The organism is Stenotrophomonas sp. 22LJNL06-5-1 (assembly GCF_056861455.1).
In genome coordinates this window covers 372,342-391,093 of sequence record NZ_JBSPUE010000003.1, presented here as the reverse complement: position 1 = coordinate 391,093, position 18,752 = coordinate 372,342, and the positions used below count along the sequence as shown (strand labels likewise).

The following is an 18,752-nucleotide window of genomic DNA, read 5'->3' as shown; positions in this document are numbered from 1 at the left end:
CAGGATCGGTCCTTGAAGATCAGCGGTTGCGGAAGCGGGTCAGCGCTTCCCATGCGGAGCGGATGGCGGCAGCGTCCGGAGCCTGCTGCGGCAGCGGGCGGTAGTGCCGGTCGAGCGCGGTGGCGTTGCCGAACTTGTCGAACACGTAGATGGCATCGCCATGGCGTACCGCGCGCTGCGACCAGCTCTCCACTACCAGCGCACGTTCACTGGTGCTGGGCGCGGACAGCAGGTCCTGGCCAGTACTGAAGTCGCTCAATGCGTTCTCGCAGCCCAGTGCGTGGCGCATCAACGTCGGCACCCAGTCCTCATGCGAACTGGTGCGTGTCTCATGGCCGCTGGCCTGGCCGGGCCAGTGCAGCACGAACGGCACCTGCAGCTGGTAGTCGGAGAAGTTGCCGTTGTGGCCCCAGTAGTTCAGCTTGAGGTCGTTGAACTCTTCGGCATGGTCACCGGTGACCAGCACGATGGTGTCCTCGGCCAGGCCTTGCGCGCGAAGGTCGTCCAGCAGCGAGCCGATCAGGCTGTCGGCGTAGTGCACGGCGGTGCGGTAGCGGTTGAGCTCCGGCGTCGGGTCGTGGTCCGGTCCGAAGGACAGGAAGTCGATCTCCTTGGCCATCGGTGTGGCCACCGGCGGGTAGCGGGCAGGCAGGTGGTAGCCGGCGTGGGTGGAGTCGAGGAACACGAAGCCGAACCATGGATGCTGCGCGGCCTGGCTGGTGCGGATATCGGTCTGCAGCGCGGCGACGATGGCTGCGTCACGCTTGTCCGGCGTCAGGGTGGAGGGGCCCTGGTGCAGCTGGTCGCGCACGTCGGCGAAGGCCGTGCGGTCGAACTCCGGGCTGTACAGCGGCGCACTGCCGTACAGGTGCAGGTCGTAGCCCTGCTGGCCCAGCACCTGGAACAGCTGCGAGCCGCGCTGTTCGTCCAGCATGCTCTGCCAGTAGCCGCCGGGCAGGCCGTAGAGCAGGCCGAACAGGCCGTAGCGGGTGGCATTGCCGGTGCTGAAATGGTGCTCGTACGTTCGCGCGGTCTGTGCCAGTGCCGTCGTGTTGGGCATCAGCTGTGGCGTCATGGCGTCGTGGCGCAGCGACTCCAGTACCACCATCAGCACATTCGGCCGGTGTGGGTTCTGGCAGCGCAGGGGGTGCAGCGGATACAGCAGCTGCGCATGGCGCGGGTCGGGCAGGCCTGCCTGCTGTTCGCTGATGACCCCGAGCCTGCGCATGAAGCTCTTGGCGGTGATCGGCTGTGCCCAGGGCAGGTAGTTCCACTGTGCGATGACGTCGCGGTCGCCGCGGGCATCGTAGTAGGCCGTAGCGACCTGGCCGCCGGCCATCAGCAGTGCAACCACGGCCCAGGCCTGCAGGACCCGGCGGCGGCGCGGCAGGGCAGGTAGCAGCTTCCAGCAGGCCCAGGCCAACAATCCTTCGGCAGCGAAGATGGCGGCCACCAGCAGTCCGGCCTGCAGCCAGGTTTTCCACGACAGCGCGACCTGGTCCTGCAGCGCGCCGCCGAACACCATGTTCACCACCATCGCATTGAGGTGGAACCGATACAGAGTGAAAACTTTCGCATCAACCAGCAATAGGCACAGCCACAGGCCCTGCAGCAGCACGGCGCTGATGCTCAGCGTGCGCGCGCTGCGCGGCCACAGGCCCAGCAGCAGCGGCAGCAGGCCGGCGAGGGCGCCGAACGCCAGCAGGTGACCGGGCAGGGCGACGGCCAGATAGGCCAGGCCCGCGCTGCCACCGGGGTTGTCGGCCAACGGCACGTTGCCAAGCGTGATCGCCATGGCCAGCAGCGCATTGCCGGCGACGAACAGCGACCACCAGGCCAATCGGCGCCAATGGCGTGCCGGGTTGGAGGGCAGGGGGGTGTTGGCAGAAGGAGCAGCAGGGTGCATGAAGGACGGAGGCGGCAGGTGATACAGGGGCGGGAGTCCCGGTTGTGACGGAATCGTTAATCCGCGCGCGGGTTGCGCATTGTATCGGTTTGTTTCCTTGTATCGAGTCGCGTTCGCCGGGCGATCTGTCACAATGTTCAGGTGGGCCATGAATGCGCTGGCCCTCCCAGACCCAACGACAAGCCAGGAACCGCTGTGAGCCAGATCCCCACCCTCGACATCACCCGTTTCGACAGCGACCGCGAGGCCTTCGTGGCCGAGCTGGGCGCGGCCTACCGCCAATGGGGATTCGCGGGTATCCGCAACCACGGCATCCCGCAGGCCGACATCGACGCGGCCTACGATGCCTTCAAGGCCTTCTTCGCCCTGCCGGAAGAGGTCAAGCGCAAGTACCACGTGGCCGGCAGTGGCGGCGCCCGCGGCTATACCCCGTTCGGGGTGGAAACCGCCAAGGGCTCCAAGCACTTCGACCTGAAGGAGTTCTGGCACATCGGTCGTGAGATCGCCGACGACTCCAAGTACCGTGACGTGATGGCGCCGAACCTGTGGCCGACCGAGGTCGAGGGCTTCCGTGAGCGCGGTTACGGCCTGTACCAGGCGCTGGACAACCTGGGTTCGCGCGTACTGTCGGCGCTGGCCCTGCACATCGGCCTGCCGGAAGACTTCTTCGCCGACAAGACCAACTTCGGCAATTCGATCCTGCGCCCGATCCACTACCCGCCGATCACCACCGACGACATCCCGAACGTGCGTGCCGGTGCCCATGGCGACATCAACTTCATCACCCTGCTGGTCGGCGCCAGCGCCGCGGGCCTGGAAGTGCAGTCGCATGAAGGTGAGTGGGTGCCGTTTACGTCAGATGCGGACACGATCGTGGTCAACATCGGCGACATGCTGCAGCGCCTGACCAACCACGTGTATCCGTCCACGATCCACCGCGTGGTCAACCCCCCGGGTGAGCTGGCGCGCCAGCCGCGCTATTCGGTGCCGTTCTTCCTGCATCCGAACCCGGACTACCTGATCGACGTGCTGCCGTCCTGCATCACTCCGGAGAACCCGAGCCGGTACCCGGAGGCGATCACCGCCCACGGCTTCCTCGAGGAACGCCTGCGCGAGATCAAGCTGAAGTAATGAGTGAGAAGGCCGCCGAAAGGCGGCCTTTTTCTTTGCAGGGTTGCACCCTGCACCCGCGGTAGTGCCGGCCGCTGGCCGGCAAGTCCAAAGCCAAAGCGGCTCTGTGTTTCTGCGGGTTGGGCGGGGCGGTGTGGGTTGGCAGGACACGCCGTGAACCCCGCTCCGCGGTCCGGCCCAGCCGCTGGCGGCTGTGCGTTCGGGCGCTTGCGAAGCAGTGCTTCGCAAGCAAAGCGCCCTCACCCCTGGGGGCTCGATGGCGCCATCCATGGCGCCAACGGTCCTGCCAACCCACACCGCCCCACCCCCGACAGCTTCCCGGTGACGGTTGGTGGGTGTCGACCTTGGTCGACACGGTAGATCCACGCCATGCGTGGATGAGATCTGTCAGATCGAAGTGGGGTAGGGATCTGACCCCGGCAGCCACCCGGAATGCTGCTTCTGCTTTCGATCTTCTTTTTTCTTTCCGTGGCGGGCGGAACCGCCGGAATGTGTCAGAGGCCGGGCGGGTGGGGATGACGGGGGTGTCCGCGGCATGGATGCCGCGGCCAAGCCCCCAGGGAAGGGTTTGCGGCGTCCCCCGCCATCCCCACCCGCCCGGCCAAGCCTCGTATCTAGCCGGACTCTCCTCGACCAACCCAACCCCAACCCCAATCCCAACCCCCGCCACGAGGGGCTGCGCCGTTGGCTGAAAATCCATGTAACCGCTTACAGGGAAACGGATTTTTGCCGCAACGGGTATCATGACCGGCTGACTTCACACAGGAGCCACCCGCTCATGCGCCGCAAGATCGTCGCTGGAAACTGGAAGCTGCATGGCAGCCGTCAATTCGCCAATGAACTGCTGGGGCAGGTCGTCGCCGGGCTGCCGCTGGAGGGGGTGGACGTGGTGATCCTGCCGCCGCTGCCGTACCTGGGCGAGCTGGTCGAGGACTTCGGCGCGACCGGCCTGGCCTTTGGCGCGCAGGACGTGAGCAGCAACGAGAAGGGCGCCTACACCGGCGAGGTCTGCGCGGCCATGCTGGTCGAGGTCGGGGCCCGCTATGGCCTGGTTGGCCATTCCGAGCGCCGCCAGTACCACCACGAAAGCAGCGAGCTGGTCGCGCGCAAGTTCGCCGCCGCCCAGCATGCCGGCCTGGTGCCGGTGCTGTGCGTGGGCGAGACCCTGGAACAGCGCGAGGGCGGGCAGACCGAAGCGGTCATCGCCAGTCAGCTGGCACCGGTGCTGGAGCTGGTCGGTGCGGCCGGTTTCGCCAAGGCCGTGGTTGCCTACGAGCCGGTCTGGGCCATCGGTACCGGCCGTACTGCTACCAAGGAGCAGGCGCAGCAGGTGCACGCGTTCATCCGTGGCGAAGTCGCGCGTATCGATGCTAGAATCGCTGATTCACTGCCCATTGTTTACGGCGGTAGCGTGAAGCCCGACAATGCCGGGGAACTGTTCGCGCAGCCGGATGTCGATGGTGGGCTGGTCGGCGGCGCCTCCCTGGTGGCCGCGGACTTCCTGGCCATCGCAAGGGCGGCGGCCGCGAACTAATCCTAGAAGTTTTGTCCGAGGGCGGTTTCCAATGCTGATGTTGATCCTCAATGTCGTCTACGTGCTGGTCGCTGTGGCCATGATCGCGCTGATCCTGATGCAGCGTGGTTCGGGTGCGGCGGCGGGTTCGGGCTTTGGTGCCGGTGCCTCGGGTACGGTGTTCGGTGCGCGCGGCGCCTCGAACTTCCTGTCCAAGTCGACCAAGTGGCTGGCAGTCGTGTTCTTCGGCATCAGCCTCTTCATGGCCTGGTATGCCGGTCACGGCAGCCGCCCGGCGGCCGACCAGGATCTGGGTCTGATGTCCGCCCCGGCGGCAGTCGCTCCGGCGGCTCCGGCGGGCGAACTGCCGGCCGTTCCGAAGGCCGATGCGGTCCCGGCCGCCCCGGTTCCGGCCGCGAATGTGCCGGCTCAGGCGGAATCTTCGGTTTCTGGTGAAGAAAAGCCTTCGGAAGGCTCCCAGAAAGACTGAAGCCGGTTACAATACGCGGCGCATCGGGAAGATAGTCTGATGTGATCGTTTGCCCAGGTGGCGGAATTGGTAGACGCACTACCTTGAGGTGGTAGCGACGCAAGTCGTAGGGGTTCGAGTCCCCTCTTGGGCACCATTTGTAAGTAAAGCGGGTTCGTCTGGCGCGCAAGGCGCCAGGCAGATTCCCGTCCACTCCCCCATGCCAAAGCGCCTGCAGGCGCGGCGGCAGAGGCAAGAGAGAATCGCTGTGCTGGCCGAATATTTGCCGTCTCTGCTGTTTCTGATCGTTGCCACCGGTATCGGCATTACGCTGATGCTGGTTGGTCGATTCCTCGGTCCCCGCCGCCCCGATCTGGAAAAGCTGTCGCCGTACGAGTGCGGCTTCGAGGCCTTCGAAGACGCGCGCATGAAGTTCGACGTGCGCTACTACCTGATCGCGATCCAGTTCATCGTCTTCGACCTGGAAATCATCTTCATCGTGCCGTGGACCCAGGTCTTCATGGAGCTGGGTGCCCGTTCGCTCATCACCATGGGCCTGTTCGTCGGCATGCTGTTCCTCGGTTTCATTTACGTCTGGAAGAAGGGAGCGCTGGAATGGGAGTGATTCAGACTCTCGATGGCCTCATGAACAACCCCACGCCGGAAGGCCGGGTTGATGACATCCTGCGGCCGGAAGGCGACAACCCGCTGCTGGAAAAGGGCTTCGTCACCACCAGCGTCGATGCACTGCTGAACTGGGCGCGCACCGGCTCGATGTGGCCGATGACCTTCGGTCTGGCCTGCTGCGCGGTCGAGATGATGCACGCCGGTGCCGCGCGCCTGGACCTTGACCGCTACGGCGTGGTGTTCCGCCCGTCGCCGCGTCAGTCCGACGTGATGATCGTGGCCGGTACCCTGGTCAACAAGATGGCCCCGGCGCTGCGCAAGGTCTACGACCAGATGCCGGACCCGAAGTGGGTCATCTCGATGGGTAGCTGCGCCAACGGTGGCGGCTACTACCACTACTCCTATTCTGTGGTGCGCGGCTGTGATCGCGTGGTGCCGGTGGACGTCTACGTCCCGGGCTGCCCGCCGACCGCCGAGGCGCTGGTGTACGGGATCCTGCAGCTGCAGAAGAAGATCTGGCGTACACAGACCATCGCCCGCTGACCCCTTCACCTGACAAGAGCGCGCCAAGCCCCCATGGCAGAGCAAGCATCCTTCATCGACCGACTCTCCGCACGTTTCGCAGGTGCGAAGGTCATCGTGGTCGAACCCCGCGGCGAAGTGACGCTGGAAGTGCCTGCCGCCGAGTGGCACGCCACCGCCCTGACGCTGCGTGACGAGTTTGGTTTCGAGCAGGCCGTGGATCTCTGCGGCGTCGACTACCTCGGTTATGGCTCCGACGAATGGGACACCGCCGACGTGTCCTCGCAGGGCTTCAGCCGTGGTGTCGAAGGCAAGGCCCAGGGCCGCTTCGCGTGGGGCGAGTTCCCCACCGAGGAAAACGGTGCCGACGGTGCCCGCCCGCAGCACATGCCGACCCAGCGCTTCGCCGTGGTCGCCCAGCTGCGTTCGTACCAGCACAACCTGATGATGCACCTGCGCTGCTTCGCCCCTGACGAAGCGCTGCCGGTGGTGTCCTCGCTGACCAGCATCTGGCCGGGCCTGAACTGGTTCGAGCGCGAAGCGTTCGACCTGTACGGCGTGATCTTCGAAGGCCACCCGGACCTGCGCCGGATCCTGACCGACTACGGTTTCGTCGGCCATCCGTTCCGCAAGGACTTCCCGCTGATCGGCAATGTCGAAGTCCGCTACGACGAAGAAAAGAAGCGCGTGATCTACGAACCGGTCACCTCGGTGGAGCCGCGTGTCGGCGTGCCGCGCGTGATCCGCGACGACGCCCGTCTGCAGACCGCAGAAGGCGAGCGCGCGCAGGAGGCAGTGAAGTGAGCCACGTACACCAGGCCGGCGAAGCATTCGCCAGCAACGCCGCCGAAAGCCGGCAGGAAATCCGCAACTACACCATGAACTTCGGCCCGCAGCATCCGGCCGCTCACGGTGTGCTGCGCCTGATCCTGGAAATGGACGGCGAAACCATCATGCGCGCCGACCCGCACGTGGGTCTGCTGCACCGTGGTACCGAAAAGCTGGCCGAGTCCAAGCCGTTCAACCAGTCGATCGGTTACATGGATCGCCTGGATTACGTGTCGATGATGTGCAACGAGCACGCCTACGTGCGCGCGATCGAGACCCTGATGGGCATCGAGGCGCCGGAGCGTGCGCAGTACATCCGCACCATGTACGACGAAATCACCCGCATCCTCAACCACCTGATGTGGTTGGGCTCCAACGCGCTCGATCTGGGTGCGATGGCGGTGATGCTGTACGCCTTCCGCGAACGCGAAGAGCTGATGGACTGCTACGAAGCGGTTTCTGGCGCGCGCATGCACGCGGCGTACTACCGTCCGGGCGGCGTCTACCGCGACCTGCCGGACCACATGCCGAAGTACAAGGAATCGCGCTGGCACAAGGGCAAGGCGCTGAAACAGCTCAATGCTTCGCGTGAAGGCTCGCTGCTGGACTTCCTGGAGAACTTCACCAACGAATTCCCGGGTCGCGTCGACGAATACGAAACCCTGCTGACCGACAACCGTATCTGGAAGCAGCGTACCGTCGGCATCGGCGTGGTCACTCCGGAACTGGCTCACCAGTGGGGCATGACCGGCGTGATGCTGCGCGGCTCGGGCATCGCCTGGGACCTGCGCAAGAAGCGTCCGTACGCCAAGTACGATGCCGTCGATTTCGACATCCCGCTGGGCAAGGAAGGCGACTGCTACGACCGCTACCTGGTCCGCATTGCCGAAATGCGCGAGTCCAACCGCATCATCAAGCAGTGCGTGGCATGGCTGAAGGCCAACCCCGGCCCGGTCATGGTCAAGAACTTCAAGGTCGCTCCGCCCAAGCGCGAGGACATGAAGGACGACATGGAAGCGCTGATCCATCACTTCAAGCTGTTCAGTGAAGGCTATTGCGTGCCGGCCGGCGAAACCTACGCGGCAGTGGAAGCGCCCAAGGGTGAGTTCGGCTGCTACCTGGTCTCAGACGGCGCCAACAAGCCTTTCCGCGTGCACCTGCGCGCACCGGGCTTTGCCCACCTGTCCTCGATCGATTCGATCGTGCGCGGCCACATGCTGGCCGACGTGGTGGCGATGATCGGTACCTACGACCTGGTGTTCGGCGAGGTTGACCGGTAATGCCGTCCGCCACGCCAACGCCCGCTGCAGGCAGCCGGCGCAAGCCGGCGCCGCAGTTTCTGGAATTTCACGTTATGCATTTCGCTGAGGTCGGCCGATGAAGGCGACAGGTAATTTCGAGGCGGCGCGCGACGTCGACCCGATGGTGGTGCTGAGCGACAAGACCCGCGCTCACATCGATCACTGGCTGTCCAAGTTCCCGCCGGACCGCAAGCGCTCTGCCGTGCTGCAGGGCCTGCATGCGGCCCAGGAGCAGAACGAGGGTTGGCTGACCGACGAGCTGATCGCCGGCGTGGCCAAGTACCTTGATCTGCCGCCGGTGTGGGCCTACGAGGTCGCCAGCTTCTACTCGATGTTCGAGACCGAGAAGGTGGGCCGCAACAACGTGGCCATCTGCACCAACATCAGCTGCTGGCTCAATGGCGCCGAGGACATCGTCCGCCATTGCGAGAAGAAGCTGGGCATCAAGCACGGTGAATCGACCCCGGACGGCCGCGTCTACCTCAAGCGCGAGGAAGAGTGCCTGGCCGGTTGCGGTGGCGCGCCGATGATGGTCATCAACGGTCACTACCATGAGCGTCTGACCCTGGAAAAGGTCGACGAGCTGCTGGACGGGCTGGAGTAAGGGCATGGCACATCACCACGAATCCAAGGGTCCGGTCGGCCCCGCGCCGCTGCCGCACCAGGTGGTCTATACCACCCTGCATTACGACACCCCGTGGTCGTACGAAAGCTACCTGAAGACCGGTGGCTACGCTGCCCTGCGCAAGATCCTCGAAGAGAAGATCCCGCCGGAGCAGGTCATCGAGATGGTCAAGGCCTCAGGCCTGCGTGGCCGCGGTGGCGCAGGCTTCCCGACCGGCCTGAAGTGGTCCTTCATGCCCAAGGGCAACATGCAGAAGTACATCCTCTGCAACTCGGACGAATCCGAGCCGGGCACCTGCAAGGACCGCGACATCCTGCGCTACAACCCGCATTCGGTGGTGGAAGGCATGGCGATCGCCTGCTACGCCACCGGTTCGACCGTGGGTTACAACTACCTGCGCGGTGAGTTCCACCACGAGCCGTTCGAGCACTTCGAGCAGGCCCTGGCTGACGCCTATGCGAACGGCTGGCTGGGCAAGAACGTGATGGGCTCGGGCGTGGACATCGACATCTACGGTGCGCTGGGCGCCGGCGCGTACATCTGCGGCGAAGAAACCGCACTGATGGAATCGCTGGAGGGCAAGAAGGGCCAGCCGCGCTACAAGCCGCCGTTCCCGGCCAATTTCGGCCTGTATGGCAAGCCGTCGACGATCAACAACACCGAAACCTACGGTTCGGTGCCGGCGATCATCCGCAACGGTCCGGAGTGGTTCAAGGGCCTGAGCCTGACCGCCAACGGCGGTCCGAAGTGCTTCTCGGTGTCCGGCTGCGTGCAGAATGGCGGCAACTTCGAAGTGCCGCTCGGCACCAAATTCCACGACCTGCTGGAAATGGCCGGTGGCCTGCGTCCGGGCCGCACGCTGAAGGGCGCGATTCCGGGCGGCGTGTCGATGCCGGTGCTGACCGCGGCCGAGCTGAAGGACCTGCCGATGGACTACGACACCATCCGTGCACTGGGCTCCGGCCTGGGTTCGGGCGCGATCGTGGTGCTCGACGACAGCGTCTGCTGCGTCAAGTTCGCCTGCCGCATCAGCCAGTTCTTCCACAAGGAATCCTGCGGCCAGTGCACCCCGTGCCGTGAAGGTACCGGCTGGATGCATCGCGTGCTGGAGCGCATCGTCGCCGGCAAGGCCACGATGGAAGACCTGCACCAGCTGAAGGCGGTGGCCGGCCAGATCGAAGGCCACACCATCTGTGCGTTCGGTGAAGCGGCTGCATGGCCCATCCAGGGCTTCCTGCGCCAGTTCTGGGACGAATTCGAGTACTACATCGTCAACGGTCATTCGATGGTTGACGGCAAGAAGGTGGAGGCAGCCGCCGCATGAGCGCGCAACCCGTAAACCCGAACGTGCCACCGGATCACGTGACCATCGAAATCGATGGCAAGTCCCTGGTCGTGCCCAAGGGTTCGATGATCATCCAGGCGGCCGACAAGGCCGGCATTTCGATTCCGCGCTTCTGCTACCACGAGAAGCTGCCGATCGCCGCCAACTGCCGCATGTGCCTGGTGGACGTGGAAAAGTCGCCGAAGCCGGCGCCGGCCTGCGCCACCCCGGTGATGGATGGCATGAAGGTCGCCACCCGCAGCGAAAAGGCACTGAAGTTCCAGCGCTCGGTGATGGAGTTCCTGCTCATCAACCACCCGCTGGACTGCCCGATCTGCGATCAGGGCGGCGAGTGCGAGCTGCAGGACGTGTCGCTGGGCTATGGCCGTTCGGTCAGCCGCTTCAACGAGCGCAAGCGCGTGGTGCCGGACGAGGACATGGGCCCGCTGGTCGCCACCGAGATGACCCGCTGCATCCAGTGCACCCGCTGCGTCCGCTTCACCGCCGATGTTGCCGGTACCTACGAACTGGGTGGCATGTACCGCGGTGAGAACCTGCAGATCGGTACCTTCGACGGCAAGCCGCTGACCACCGAACTGTCCGGCAACGTCGTCGACGTCTGCCCGGTCGGCGCACTGACCAACAAGGTGTTCCAGTTCCGCGCCCGCCCGTGGGAACTGACCGCGCGCGAGTCGCTGGGCTACCACGACGCGATGGGTTCGAACCTGTTCCTGCACGTGCGTCGCGGCGAAGTGCTGCGCACCGTGCCGCGCGACAACGAAGCGGTGAACGAGTGCTGGCTGTCCGACCGTGACCGCTACTCGCACCAGGGCCTGTACAGCGAAGACCGTGCGGTCAAGCCGCTGCGCAAGGTCAATGGCGAGTGGAAGGAAGTGAGCTGGGCCGAAGGCCTGGCTGCGGCTGCCGAGATCCTCAAGGCCAACCAGGGCGACAACCTGGGCGTACTGGTGCATCCGTCCACCTCGAACGAGGAAGGCGCGCTGCTGGCCCGCCTGGCCAAGGGCCTGGGCTCGAGCAACATCGACCATCGCATCAACAACCGCGATTTCTCCGACGCCGCAACCGCCGAAGTGTTCGGCCTGCCGTTGGCCGAAATCGAAGGCGCCGACCGCATCGTCGTTTTGGGCAGCAACATCCGCCACGAACTGCCGCTGCTGCACGCCCGCCTGCGCAAGGCACAGACCACCAACGGCGCGAAGATCCACGTCGTCAACCCGGTGGACTTCGACTTCGCCTTCAGCATTGCCGGCAAGCAGATCGTCGCACCGTCGAAGTTCGTCGACGCGCTGGCCAACGCCGAGCTGCGTTCGGCTGTGCAGGGCGGCAACAACACCGTGCTGATCGTCGGTGGCATCGCCGAGAACCACCCGCAGGCTGCCGCGATCCGCGCCGCCGCGCGTGATTTCGCTGCCGCCACCGGTGCCAAGCTGTGCCGCATCCCGCAGGGCGCCAACGCCGTGGGCCTGACCCGCGCCGGCGTGCTGCCGGCCGGCAAGGACGTCGCCGCGATGCTGGCGCAGCCGCGCCAGGCCTACGTGGTGTACGGCCTCGAGCCGGGCCTGGACTTCGCCGATGCACCTGCCGCGCGCAAGGCGCTGGTCGGCGCCAAGGTGGTGGCCTTCAGCCAGTTCGCCTGCGTCTCCACCCGCGACGTTGCCGACGTGATCCTGCCGATCGGCGCGCTGCCGGAAATCGACGCCACCCTGACCAACCTCGATGGTCGCGAGCAGTCGGCCCGTGCCGGTGGCAAGCTGCCGGGCGAGGCCCGTGAAGGCTGGCGCGTGCTGCGTGCCCTGGGCGGCGAGCTGGCGGTTGCCGGTTTCGACTTCACCGACCTGGCCGGCCTGCGCGCCAGCCTGGCCCCGGTGTCGGTCGCTGTTGCGGCTTCGGCGCAGCCGGTGGTTGCCGGCGAAGGCCTGGAAGTGGCTTCGACCGCCGCGATCTACCGCACCGATGCGGTGGTCCGTCGTGCGCCGGCGCTGCAGTCGCATCCGCTCAACAACGCCCCGCGCATCGTGCTGAACGCTGAAGATGCCGCTCGCCTGCTGCTGCAGGAAGGGCAGATGGCCAAGGTCGGCACCGATGCCGGCAAGGCCACCCTGCCGGTGGTGGTCGACGCCCGCGTCGCTGCGGGTTCGGTCTGGATTGAATCGGGCCACGGCGCGACCGCGCCGCTGGGTGCCGCTCGCGTAACGGTGGTGGCTGCATGAACGAATTGCTGTTGAACGCGGTCGACCCGCTGCACCAGTGGCTGCTTGGCCTCGGTGACATCGGCGCGCTGATCTGGATCATCCTGAAGATCCTGGTGATCACCGTTCCGGTGATCATCTCGGTGGCCTTCTACGTGGTCTGGGAACGCAAGCTGATCGGCTGGATGCACGTCCGCCACGGACCGATGTACGTGGGCATGGGCATCTTCCAGGCCTTCGCCGACGTCTTCAAGCTGCTGTTCAAGGAAGTGGTCCAGCCGAGCAGCGCCAACAAGGCGATCTACCTGCTGGCACCGCTGATCACCCTGGCGCCGGCCTTCGCGGCCTGGTCGGTGGTGCCCTTCGATTCGCAGATCGTGCTGTCCAATGCCAACGCCGGCCTGCTGTACCTGCTGGCGATGACCTCGCTGGGTATCTACGGCATCATCCTGGCCGGTTGGGCATCCAACTCGAAGTATGCGTTCCTGGGTGCGATGCGCGCCTCGGCGCAGATGATCAGCTACGAAATCGCCATGGGCTTCGCCCTGGTCGGCGTGATGATCGCGTCGGGCAGCCTGAACCTGAGCAACATCGTGATGGCGCAGGCCGGCAATTCCGGTTTCTTCGACTGGTTCCTGCTGCCGCTGTTCCCGCTGTTCGTCATCTACTGGGTGTCGGGCGTTGCCGAAACCAACCGCGCGCCGTTCGACGTGGTGGAAGGTGAATCGGAAATTGTCGCCGGCCACATGGTCGAGTACTCGGGCGGTGCGTTCGCGCTGTTCTTCCTGGCCGAATACGCCAACATGATCCTGATCAGCTTCCTGATCTCGATCTTCTTCCTTGGTGGCTGGCTGAGCCCGATCCAGGGCTGGGTCAATCCGGGTGATATCTCGCCGCTGGTCGACTGGATCTGGAAGGGCGGTGCACCGTGGCTGTTCGTCAAGGTGTTCTTCTTCGCCAGTGCCTACATCTGGTTCCGTGCCAGCTTCCCGCGCTTCCGCTATGACCAGATCATGCGCCTGGGCTGGAAGGTTTTCATCCCGCTGGCCATTCTGTGGATCGCGGTTACCGCCGTCATGGTGTTCTTCGGCGTGATTCAAAAGGGCGTCTAAGTGATGAACAGGATTACCCATTACTTCAAGAGCCTGCTGCTGCTCGAACTGCTGGGCGGCCTTTGGCTGACGCTGAAGTACAGCTTCAAGCCCAAGTACACGATGATGTACCCGATGGAGAAGTTCCCGCAGTCGCCGCGCTTCCGTGGCCTGCACGCCCTGCGCCGTTACCCCAACGGTGAAGAGCGCTGCATCGCCTGCAAGCTGTGCGAAGCGGTGTGCCCTGCATTGGCCATCACCATCGACTCGGCCAAGCGCGAAGACGGCACCCGCCGTACCACGCGCTATGACATCGATCTGTTCAAGTGCATCTTCTGCGGCTTCTGCGAAGAAAGCTGCCCGGTGGACTCGATCGTCGAAACCCACATCCTCGAGTACCACTTCGAGAATCGTGGCGAAAACATCGTTACCAAGCCGCAGCTGCTGGCCCTGGGCGACCGTCTCGAGTCCGAGATCGCCGAGCGTCGCGCCGCCGATGCCGCTTACCGCTGAGGTCGAGAGATGGATTGGGTAAATATCGCTTTCTGGGTGTTCGCCATCGCGGCAACGGTTTCGGCCGGTGCGGTGATCAGCGTGCGCAACCCGGTTCACGCCGTGCTCTGCCTGGTGCTGACCTTCTTCTCCATTGCCTGCGTGTGGCTGCTGGTCGGCGCCGAGTTCCTCGGCGTGGCACTGGTGCTGGTCTACGTCGGCGCGGTGATGGTGCTGTTCCTGTTCGTGGTGATGATGCTGGACATCGATCCCACCAAGCTGCGTGAGGGCTGGGTGCGTTACCTGCCGGTCGGCCTGATCGTGGCCGTGGCGATGCTGGTGCAGATGCTGATCCTGATCGGCGTGAAGGGCAGGGCGGTCAACCCGTTCCCGGCCGACAACGCCGCCGCGGTCGCTGCCGACAGCTCCAACGTCACCTGGCTGGCCCGTACGCTGTTCACCGAGTACCTGCTGCCGTTCGAGTTCGCCGCCGTCATCCTGACCGTGGCCGTGGTTGCCGCCGTGATGCTGACCCTGCGTCGCCGTACCGGCGTGAAGAGCCAGAACCCGGGCGAGCAGACCATGGTCAAGGCCGGCCAGCGCCTGCGCATGGTCAAGATGGGCGCCGAAGCGCCGGTCGTGCACAGCAACAGCAAGCCGGCCGCCGGCGAGGAGACCCAGCCGTGATTACCCTTGGCCACATCCTTGCGCTGGGCGCGGTGCTGTTCGCCATCAGTCTGGCCGGCATCTTCCTCAACCGGAAGAATGTCATCGTCCTGCTGATGTCGATCGAACTGATGCTGCTGTCGGTGAACATCAACTTCGTCGGCTTCTCGCGCCAGTTGGGCGACCCGTCCGGCCAGCTGTTCGTGTTCTTCATCCTGACCGTCGCCGCCGCGGAAGCCGCCATCGGCCTGGCGATCCTGGTGACCCTGTTCCGTACACGCCGCACGATCAATGTCGGCGAAGTCGATTCGTTGAAGGGCTGATCCACAGATGGAAATCACTCTCTCCAAGAGTCTGTTGATCGCAGTGGTGCTTGCACCGCTGTTCGGCAGCATCATCGCCGGCCTGTTCGGTCGCCAGGTCAAGCGCTTCGGCGCGCAGACCATCACCATCCTCGGCGTCGCGGTTGCCTGCGGCCTGTCGATGTACACGCTCTACCAGCTGCTGTGGGGCGGTGCGCAGCCGTTCAACCAGAACATCTACACGTTCTTCGAAGTTGGCCAGTACTCGGCCCACGTCGGTTTCATGGTCGACAAGCTGACCGCGATGATGATGGTGGTGGTGACCTTCGTGTCGCTGCTGGTCCACATCTACACGATCGGCTACATGCAGGACGATCCGGGCTACCAGCGGTTCTTCAGCTACATCTCGCTGTTCACCTTCTCGATGCTCACCCTGGTGATGAGCAACAACTTCCTGCAGCTGTTCTTCGGCTGGGAAGCGGTGGGCCTGGTGTCGTACCTGCTGATCGGCTTCTGGTTCAAGCGTCCGACCGCGATCTTCGCCAACATGAAGGCGTTCCTGGTCAATCGCGTCGGTGACTTCGGCTTCCTGCTCGGTATCGCCGGCGTGCTGTGGGTGTTCGGTACCCTGGACTACTCGCAGGTGTTCTCGCAGGCCGGCATGCTGGCTGACCCGCGCGCCCAGCTGCAGATCTGGGACGGCACCATGTTCGGCATGCAGCTGCTGAACGAGCCGGTGATCTGGTCGATCGCCACCGTCATCTGCATCTGCCTGTTCATCGGTGCCATGGGCAAGTCGGCCCAGGTCCCGCTGCATGTGTGGCTGCCGGACTCGATGGAAGGCCCGACCCCGATCTCGGCACTGATCCACGCCGCGACGATGGTGACCGCCGGTATCTTCATGGTCACCCGCATGTCGCCGCTGTTCGAGCTGTCGCAGACCGCGCTGAACTTCATCCTCTTCATCGGTGCCACCACCGCGTTCTTCACTGGCCTGATCGGCATTGTGCAGAACGACATCAAGCGCGTCGTCGCGTACTCCACGCTGTCGCAGCTGGGCTACATGACGGTTGCCTTGGGCGTGTCGGCGTACTCGGCCGCCGTGTTCCACCTGATGACCCACGCCTTCTTCAAGGCGCTGCTGTTCCTGGGTGCCGGCTCGGTCATCATCGCGATGCACCACGAGCAGGACATGCGCAAGATGGGCGGCCTGCGCAAGTACATGCCGATCACCTTCGTCACCATGTGGATCGGTACGCTGGCCCTGGTCGGTACGCCGTTCTTCTCCGGCTTCTACTCGAAGGACACCATCATCGAGGCAGCCGAAATCCACGCACACATGCAGAACAGCTGGGTGGCCACCTATGGCTACTGGGCTGTGCTGGGTGGCGTGCTGGTGACCAGCTTCTACAGCTTCCGCCTGCTGTTCCTGACCTTCCACGGCAAGGAGCGCTTCCGCGACGCACACGACGATCATGGTCATGGCCATGACGATCACCACGCCGCTGACGCCCACCATGCTGATGCCCACCACGGCGATGCCCATGACGACCACGGCCATGGCCATGGTCCGCATGAGCCGCATGAAACCCCGTGGGTGGTGACCCTGCCGCTGATCCTGCTGGCCATCCCGTCGATCGCCATCGGTTTCTTCAGCATCGGTCCGATGCTGCACGGCACCGACTGGGCCGGCCACCATGCACACGACGCCATCAAGGGCCAGGTCAACACGTTCTTCACCGGTATCGTCGATTTCTACGACCCGGCCAAGAACACCGTTGCCTTCCTGGGCGAAGAGTTCCACGGGCCGGTGGCGTTCGCGCTGCACGGCATGATGCTGCCGCCGTTCTGGCTGACCTTGGCGGGCTTCCTGCTGGCTGCGCTGTTCTACCTGTGGAAGCCGGACCTGTCGGGCAAGGCGCGCAAGACCTTCGCCCCGCTGGTGTCGGTGCTGGAAAACAAGTACGGCTTCGACAAGCTGTGGATCGATGGCTTTGCCGGTGGCAGCGTCAAGCTGGGCAAGGTCGCACGCTGGATCGACAGCAACATCGTCGACGGCGTGGTCAATCTTTCGGCACGTGTTGTGGACGTCGCAGCCGGCGTGCTGCGTCGTACCCAATCCGGTTTCCTCTATCACTACGCCTTCGCGATGATCATCGGCCTGATTGCCCTTCTGGGCGTGCTGATGCATTACCTGCGTTGATGACCTGTACGGAATAAGAAGACGTGTCGAACTGGCCTCTACTCAGTGTCCTCATCTGGCTGCCGATCATCGGTGGCGCCCTGATCCTTGCGATCCGTGATGCGCAGACCGCCCGCTGGGCGTCGCTGGGCGTAGCGGTGCTGACGTTCGTGGCGAGCCTCTCGCTGCTGAGCGGCTACAACGCGGGCATCGACGGTCTGCAGTTCGTCGAGACCCATGCCTGGATCCCGGCGTACAAGATCGGCTACAACCTGGGCGTGGACGGCATCGCCGTGGCGCTGATCCTGCTGACCACCCTGGTCAGCGTGCTTGCCCTGATCGGCGCCTGGAGCGCCATCGACAAGCGCGTCAACCAGTACGTGGCCGCCTTCCTGATCCTGGAAGGCGTCACGGTCGGTATCTTCTCGGCCACGGACGCGATGCTGTTCTACGTGTTCTTCGAGGCGATGCTGATCCCGATGTTCCTGATCATCGGTGTCTGGGGCGGCCCGCGCCGCATCTACGCCGCGCTGAAGTTCTTCCTGTACACCTTCCTCGGCTCGGTGCTGATGCTGGTGGCGCTGATCTACCTGTACATGAAGGGTGGCAGCTTCCAGCTGGCCGACCTGTACGCGCTGCCGCTGTCGGCCAAGGAACAGACCTGGATCTTCTTCGCCTTCCTGATCGCCTTCGCGGTCAAGGTGCCGATGTTCCCGGTCCACACCTGGCTGCCGGACGCCCACGTGGAAGCGCCGACCGCCGGTTCGGTGATCCTGGCTGCCATCGCGCTGAAGATCGGTGGCTACGGCTTCCTGCGCTTCAACCTGCCGATCGTCCCGGACGCGTCGCAGGAATGGGCATGGCTGGTGATCGCGCTGTCGCTGATCGCGGTGATCTACGTCGGCCTGGTCGCCCTGGTGCAGGACGACATGAAGAAGCTGATCGCCTATTCGTCGATCGCGCACATGGGCTTCGTCACCCTGGGCACCTTCATCGCGCTGTGGCTGGTGCGTGAAGCTGGCAACGCCGATGCGGCCCGCCTGGGCCTGCAGGGCGCCATGGTGCAGATGATCTCGCACGGCTTCGTGTCCGGCGCGATGTTCTCCAGCGTGGGCGTGCTGTACGACCGCATGCACAGCCGCCGCATCGCCGATTACGGCGGCGTGGTCAACGTGATGCCCTGGTTCGCGACCTTCGCCATGCTGTTCTTCATGGCCAATGCGGGCCTGCCGGGCACCAGCGGTTTCGTCGGCGAGTTCATGGTCATCCTCGCGGCCTTCCAGCGTAATCCGTGGATCGCACTGGGCGCGGCCACCACCCTGATCATCGGCGCCGCCTACACCCTGTGGCTGTACAAGCGCATCTTCTTCGGTGAAGTGGCCAACAGCCACGTTGCCGAACTGAAGGACATCAACGGTCGCGAATGGCTGGTGCTGGGCGTGTTCGCCATCGGCGTGCTGGCCCTGGGCATCTACCCCAAGCCGCTGACCGACCTGATGGAGCCCTCGATCGCGAAGCTGGCGATGCAGATCGCATCCAGCAAGCTGCTGTAATTCCAGGATT

The 18,752-nt window shown here is 64.5% G+C and carries 17 protein-coding genes and 1 tRNA gene; 17 read left to right on the top strand and 1 reads right to left on the bottom strand.

Going from position 1 to position 18,752, the window contains the following annotated elements; genetic code table 11:
- Positions 1 to 19: 19 nt before the first annotated feature.
- Positions 20 to 1,906 carry a DUF3413 domain-containing protein gene (locus tag AC13GF_RS10125; RefSeq protein WP_483004518.1) on the bottom strand — a complete coding sequence of 629 codons (1,887 nt, stop codon included), beginning with the start codon at positions 1,904 to 1,906 and terminating at the stop codon, positions 20 to 22.
- Positions 1,907 to 2,101: 195 nt separating this feature from the next.
- Here AC13GF_RS10125 and AC13GF_RS10120 point away from each other — a divergent pair, with 195 nt between their 5' ends.
- From AC13GF_RS10120 to AC13GF_RS10040, 17 genes are all read left to right on the top strand, one after another.
- Positions 2,102 to 3,037, top strand: coding sequence for an isopenicillin N synthase family dioxygenase (locus tag AC13GF_RS10120; protein ID WP_032128257.1), 936 nt, complete (start codon positions 2,102 to 2,104; stop codon positions 3,035 to 3,037).
- Between the two features lie 778 nt (positions 3,038 to 3,815).
- A complete protein-coding gene (gene tpiA, locus AC13GF_RS10115; protein WP_483004517.1) occupies positions 3,816 to 4,571 on the top strand; it encodes a triose-phosphate isomerase in 756 nt (251 codons plus the stop codon).
- Positions 4,572 to 4,602: 31 nt separating this feature from the next.
- Positions 4,603 to 5,040, top strand: coding sequence for a preprotein translocase subunit SecG (gene secG, locus AC13GF_RS10110; RefSeq protein ID WP_010486424.1), 438 nt, complete (start codon positions 4,603 to 4,605; stop codon positions 5,038 to 5,040).
- 51 nt (positions 5,041 to 5,091) lie between these two features.
- Positions 5,092 to 5,176 (top strand) — tRNA-Leu (locus tag AC13GF_RS10105).
- Positions 5,177 to 5,287: 111 nt separating this feature from the next.
- Positions 5,288 to 5,644, top strand: coding sequence for an NADH-quinone oxidoreductase subunit A (locus AC13GF_RS10100; RefSeq protein ID WP_008265012.1), 357 nt, complete (start codon positions 5,288 to 5,290; stop codon positions 5,642 to 5,644).
- On the top strand, positions 5,635 to 6,189 hold the full coding sequence (locus tag AC13GF_RS10095; RefSeq protein WP_005410463.1) for a NuoB/complex I 20 kDa subunit family protein: 555 nt from the start codon (positions 5,635 to 5,637) through the stop codon (positions 6,187 to 6,189). The genes AC13GF_RS10100 and AC13GF_RS10095 overlap by 10 nt, the downstream gene beginning before the upstream one ends.
- A 33-nt stretch (positions 6,190 to 6,222) precedes the next feature.
- The gene (locus AC13GF_RS10090; protein WP_483004516.1) at positions 6,223 to 6,972 is read left to right on the top strand and encodes an NADH-quinone oxidoreductase subunit C; all 750 of its coding nucleotides are present in this window, start codon (positions 6,223 to 6,225) and stop codon (positions 6,970 to 6,972) included.
- On the top strand, positions 6,969 to 8,276 hold the full coding sequence (locus AC13GF_RS10085) for an NADH-quinone oxidoreductase subunit D (RefSeq protein WP_126929376.1): 1,308 nt from the start codon (positions 6,969 to 6,971) through the stop codon (positions 8,274 to 8,276). Before AC13GF_RS10090 ends, AC13GF_RS10085 begins: the two co-directional genes overlap by 4 nt.
- Positions 8,277 to 8,373: 97 nt before the next feature.
- Positions 8,374 to 8,901 (top strand): NADH-quinone oxidoreductase subunit NuoE, encoded by a 528-nt coding sequence (gene nuoE / locus AC13GF_RS10080; RefSeq protein ID WP_006381132.1) that lies wholly within the window; start codon positions 8,374 to 8,376, stop codon positions 8,899 to 8,901.
- 4 nt (positions 8,902 to 8,905) lie between these two features.
- A complete protein-coding gene (nuoF, locus tag AC13GF_RS10075) occupies positions 8,906 to 10,246 on the top strand; it encodes an NADH-quinone oxidoreductase subunit NuoF (protein ID WP_005410459.1) in 1,341 nt (446 codons plus the stop codon).
- Positions 10,243 to 12,477, top strand: coding sequence for an NADH-quinone oxidoreductase subunit NuoG (gene nuoG, locus AC13GF_RS10070; RefSeq protein ID WP_483004515.1), 2,235 nt, complete (start codon positions 10,243 to 10,245; stop codon positions 12,475 to 12,477). The genes nuoF and nuoG overlap by 4 nt, the downstream gene beginning before the upstream one ends.
- A complete protein-coding gene (gene nuoH / locus AC13GF_RS10065) occupies positions 12,474 to 13,568 on the top strand; it encodes an NADH-quinone oxidoreductase subunit NuoH (RefSeq protein ID WP_046983974.1) in 1,095 nt (364 codons plus the stop codon). The genes nuoG and nuoH overlap by 4 nt, the downstream gene beginning before the upstream one ends.
- 3 nt (positions 13,569 to 13,571) lie before the next feature.
- Positions 13,572 to 14,060 carry an NADH-quinone oxidoreductase subunit NuoI gene (gene nuoI, locus AC13GF_RS10060; RefSeq protein ID WP_006381128.1) on the top strand — a complete coding sequence of 163 codons (489 nt, stop codon included), beginning with the start codon at positions 13,572 to 13,574 and terminating at the stop codon, positions 14,058 to 14,060.
- Positions 14,061 to 14,069: 9 nt separating this feature from the next.
- Positions 14,070 to 14,726, top strand: coding sequence for an NADH-quinone oxidoreductase subunit J (locus AC13GF_RS10055; protein WP_032128645.1), 657 nt, complete (start codon positions 14,070 to 14,072; stop codon positions 14,724 to 14,726).
- Positions 14,723 to 15,028 carry an NADH-quinone oxidoreductase subunit NuoK gene (nuoK, locus tag AC13GF_RS10050; RefSeq protein WP_005417921.1) on the top strand — a complete coding sequence of 102 codons (306 nt, stop codon included), beginning with the start codon at positions 14,723 to 14,725 and terminating at the stop codon, positions 15,026 to 15,028. The genes AC13GF_RS10055 and nuoK overlap by 4 nt, the downstream gene beginning before the upstream one ends.
- 7 nt (positions 15,029 to 15,035) lie before the next feature.
- A complete protein-coding gene (nuoL, locus tag AC13GF_RS10045; protein ID WP_483004514.1) occupies positions 15,036 to 17,210 on the top strand; it encodes an NADH-quinone oxidoreductase subunit L in 2,175 nt (724 codons plus the stop codon).
- 23 nt (positions 17,211 to 17,233) lie between these two features.
- The gene (locus AC13GF_RS10040; RefSeq protein WP_032128647.1) at positions 17,234 to 18,742 is read left to right on the top strand and encodes an NADH-quinone oxidoreductase subunit M; all 1,509 of its coding nucleotides are present in this window, start codon (positions 17,234 to 17,236) and stop codon (positions 18,740 to 18,742) included.
- The last annotated feature ends 10 nt before the right edge of the window (positions 18,743 to 18,752 follow it).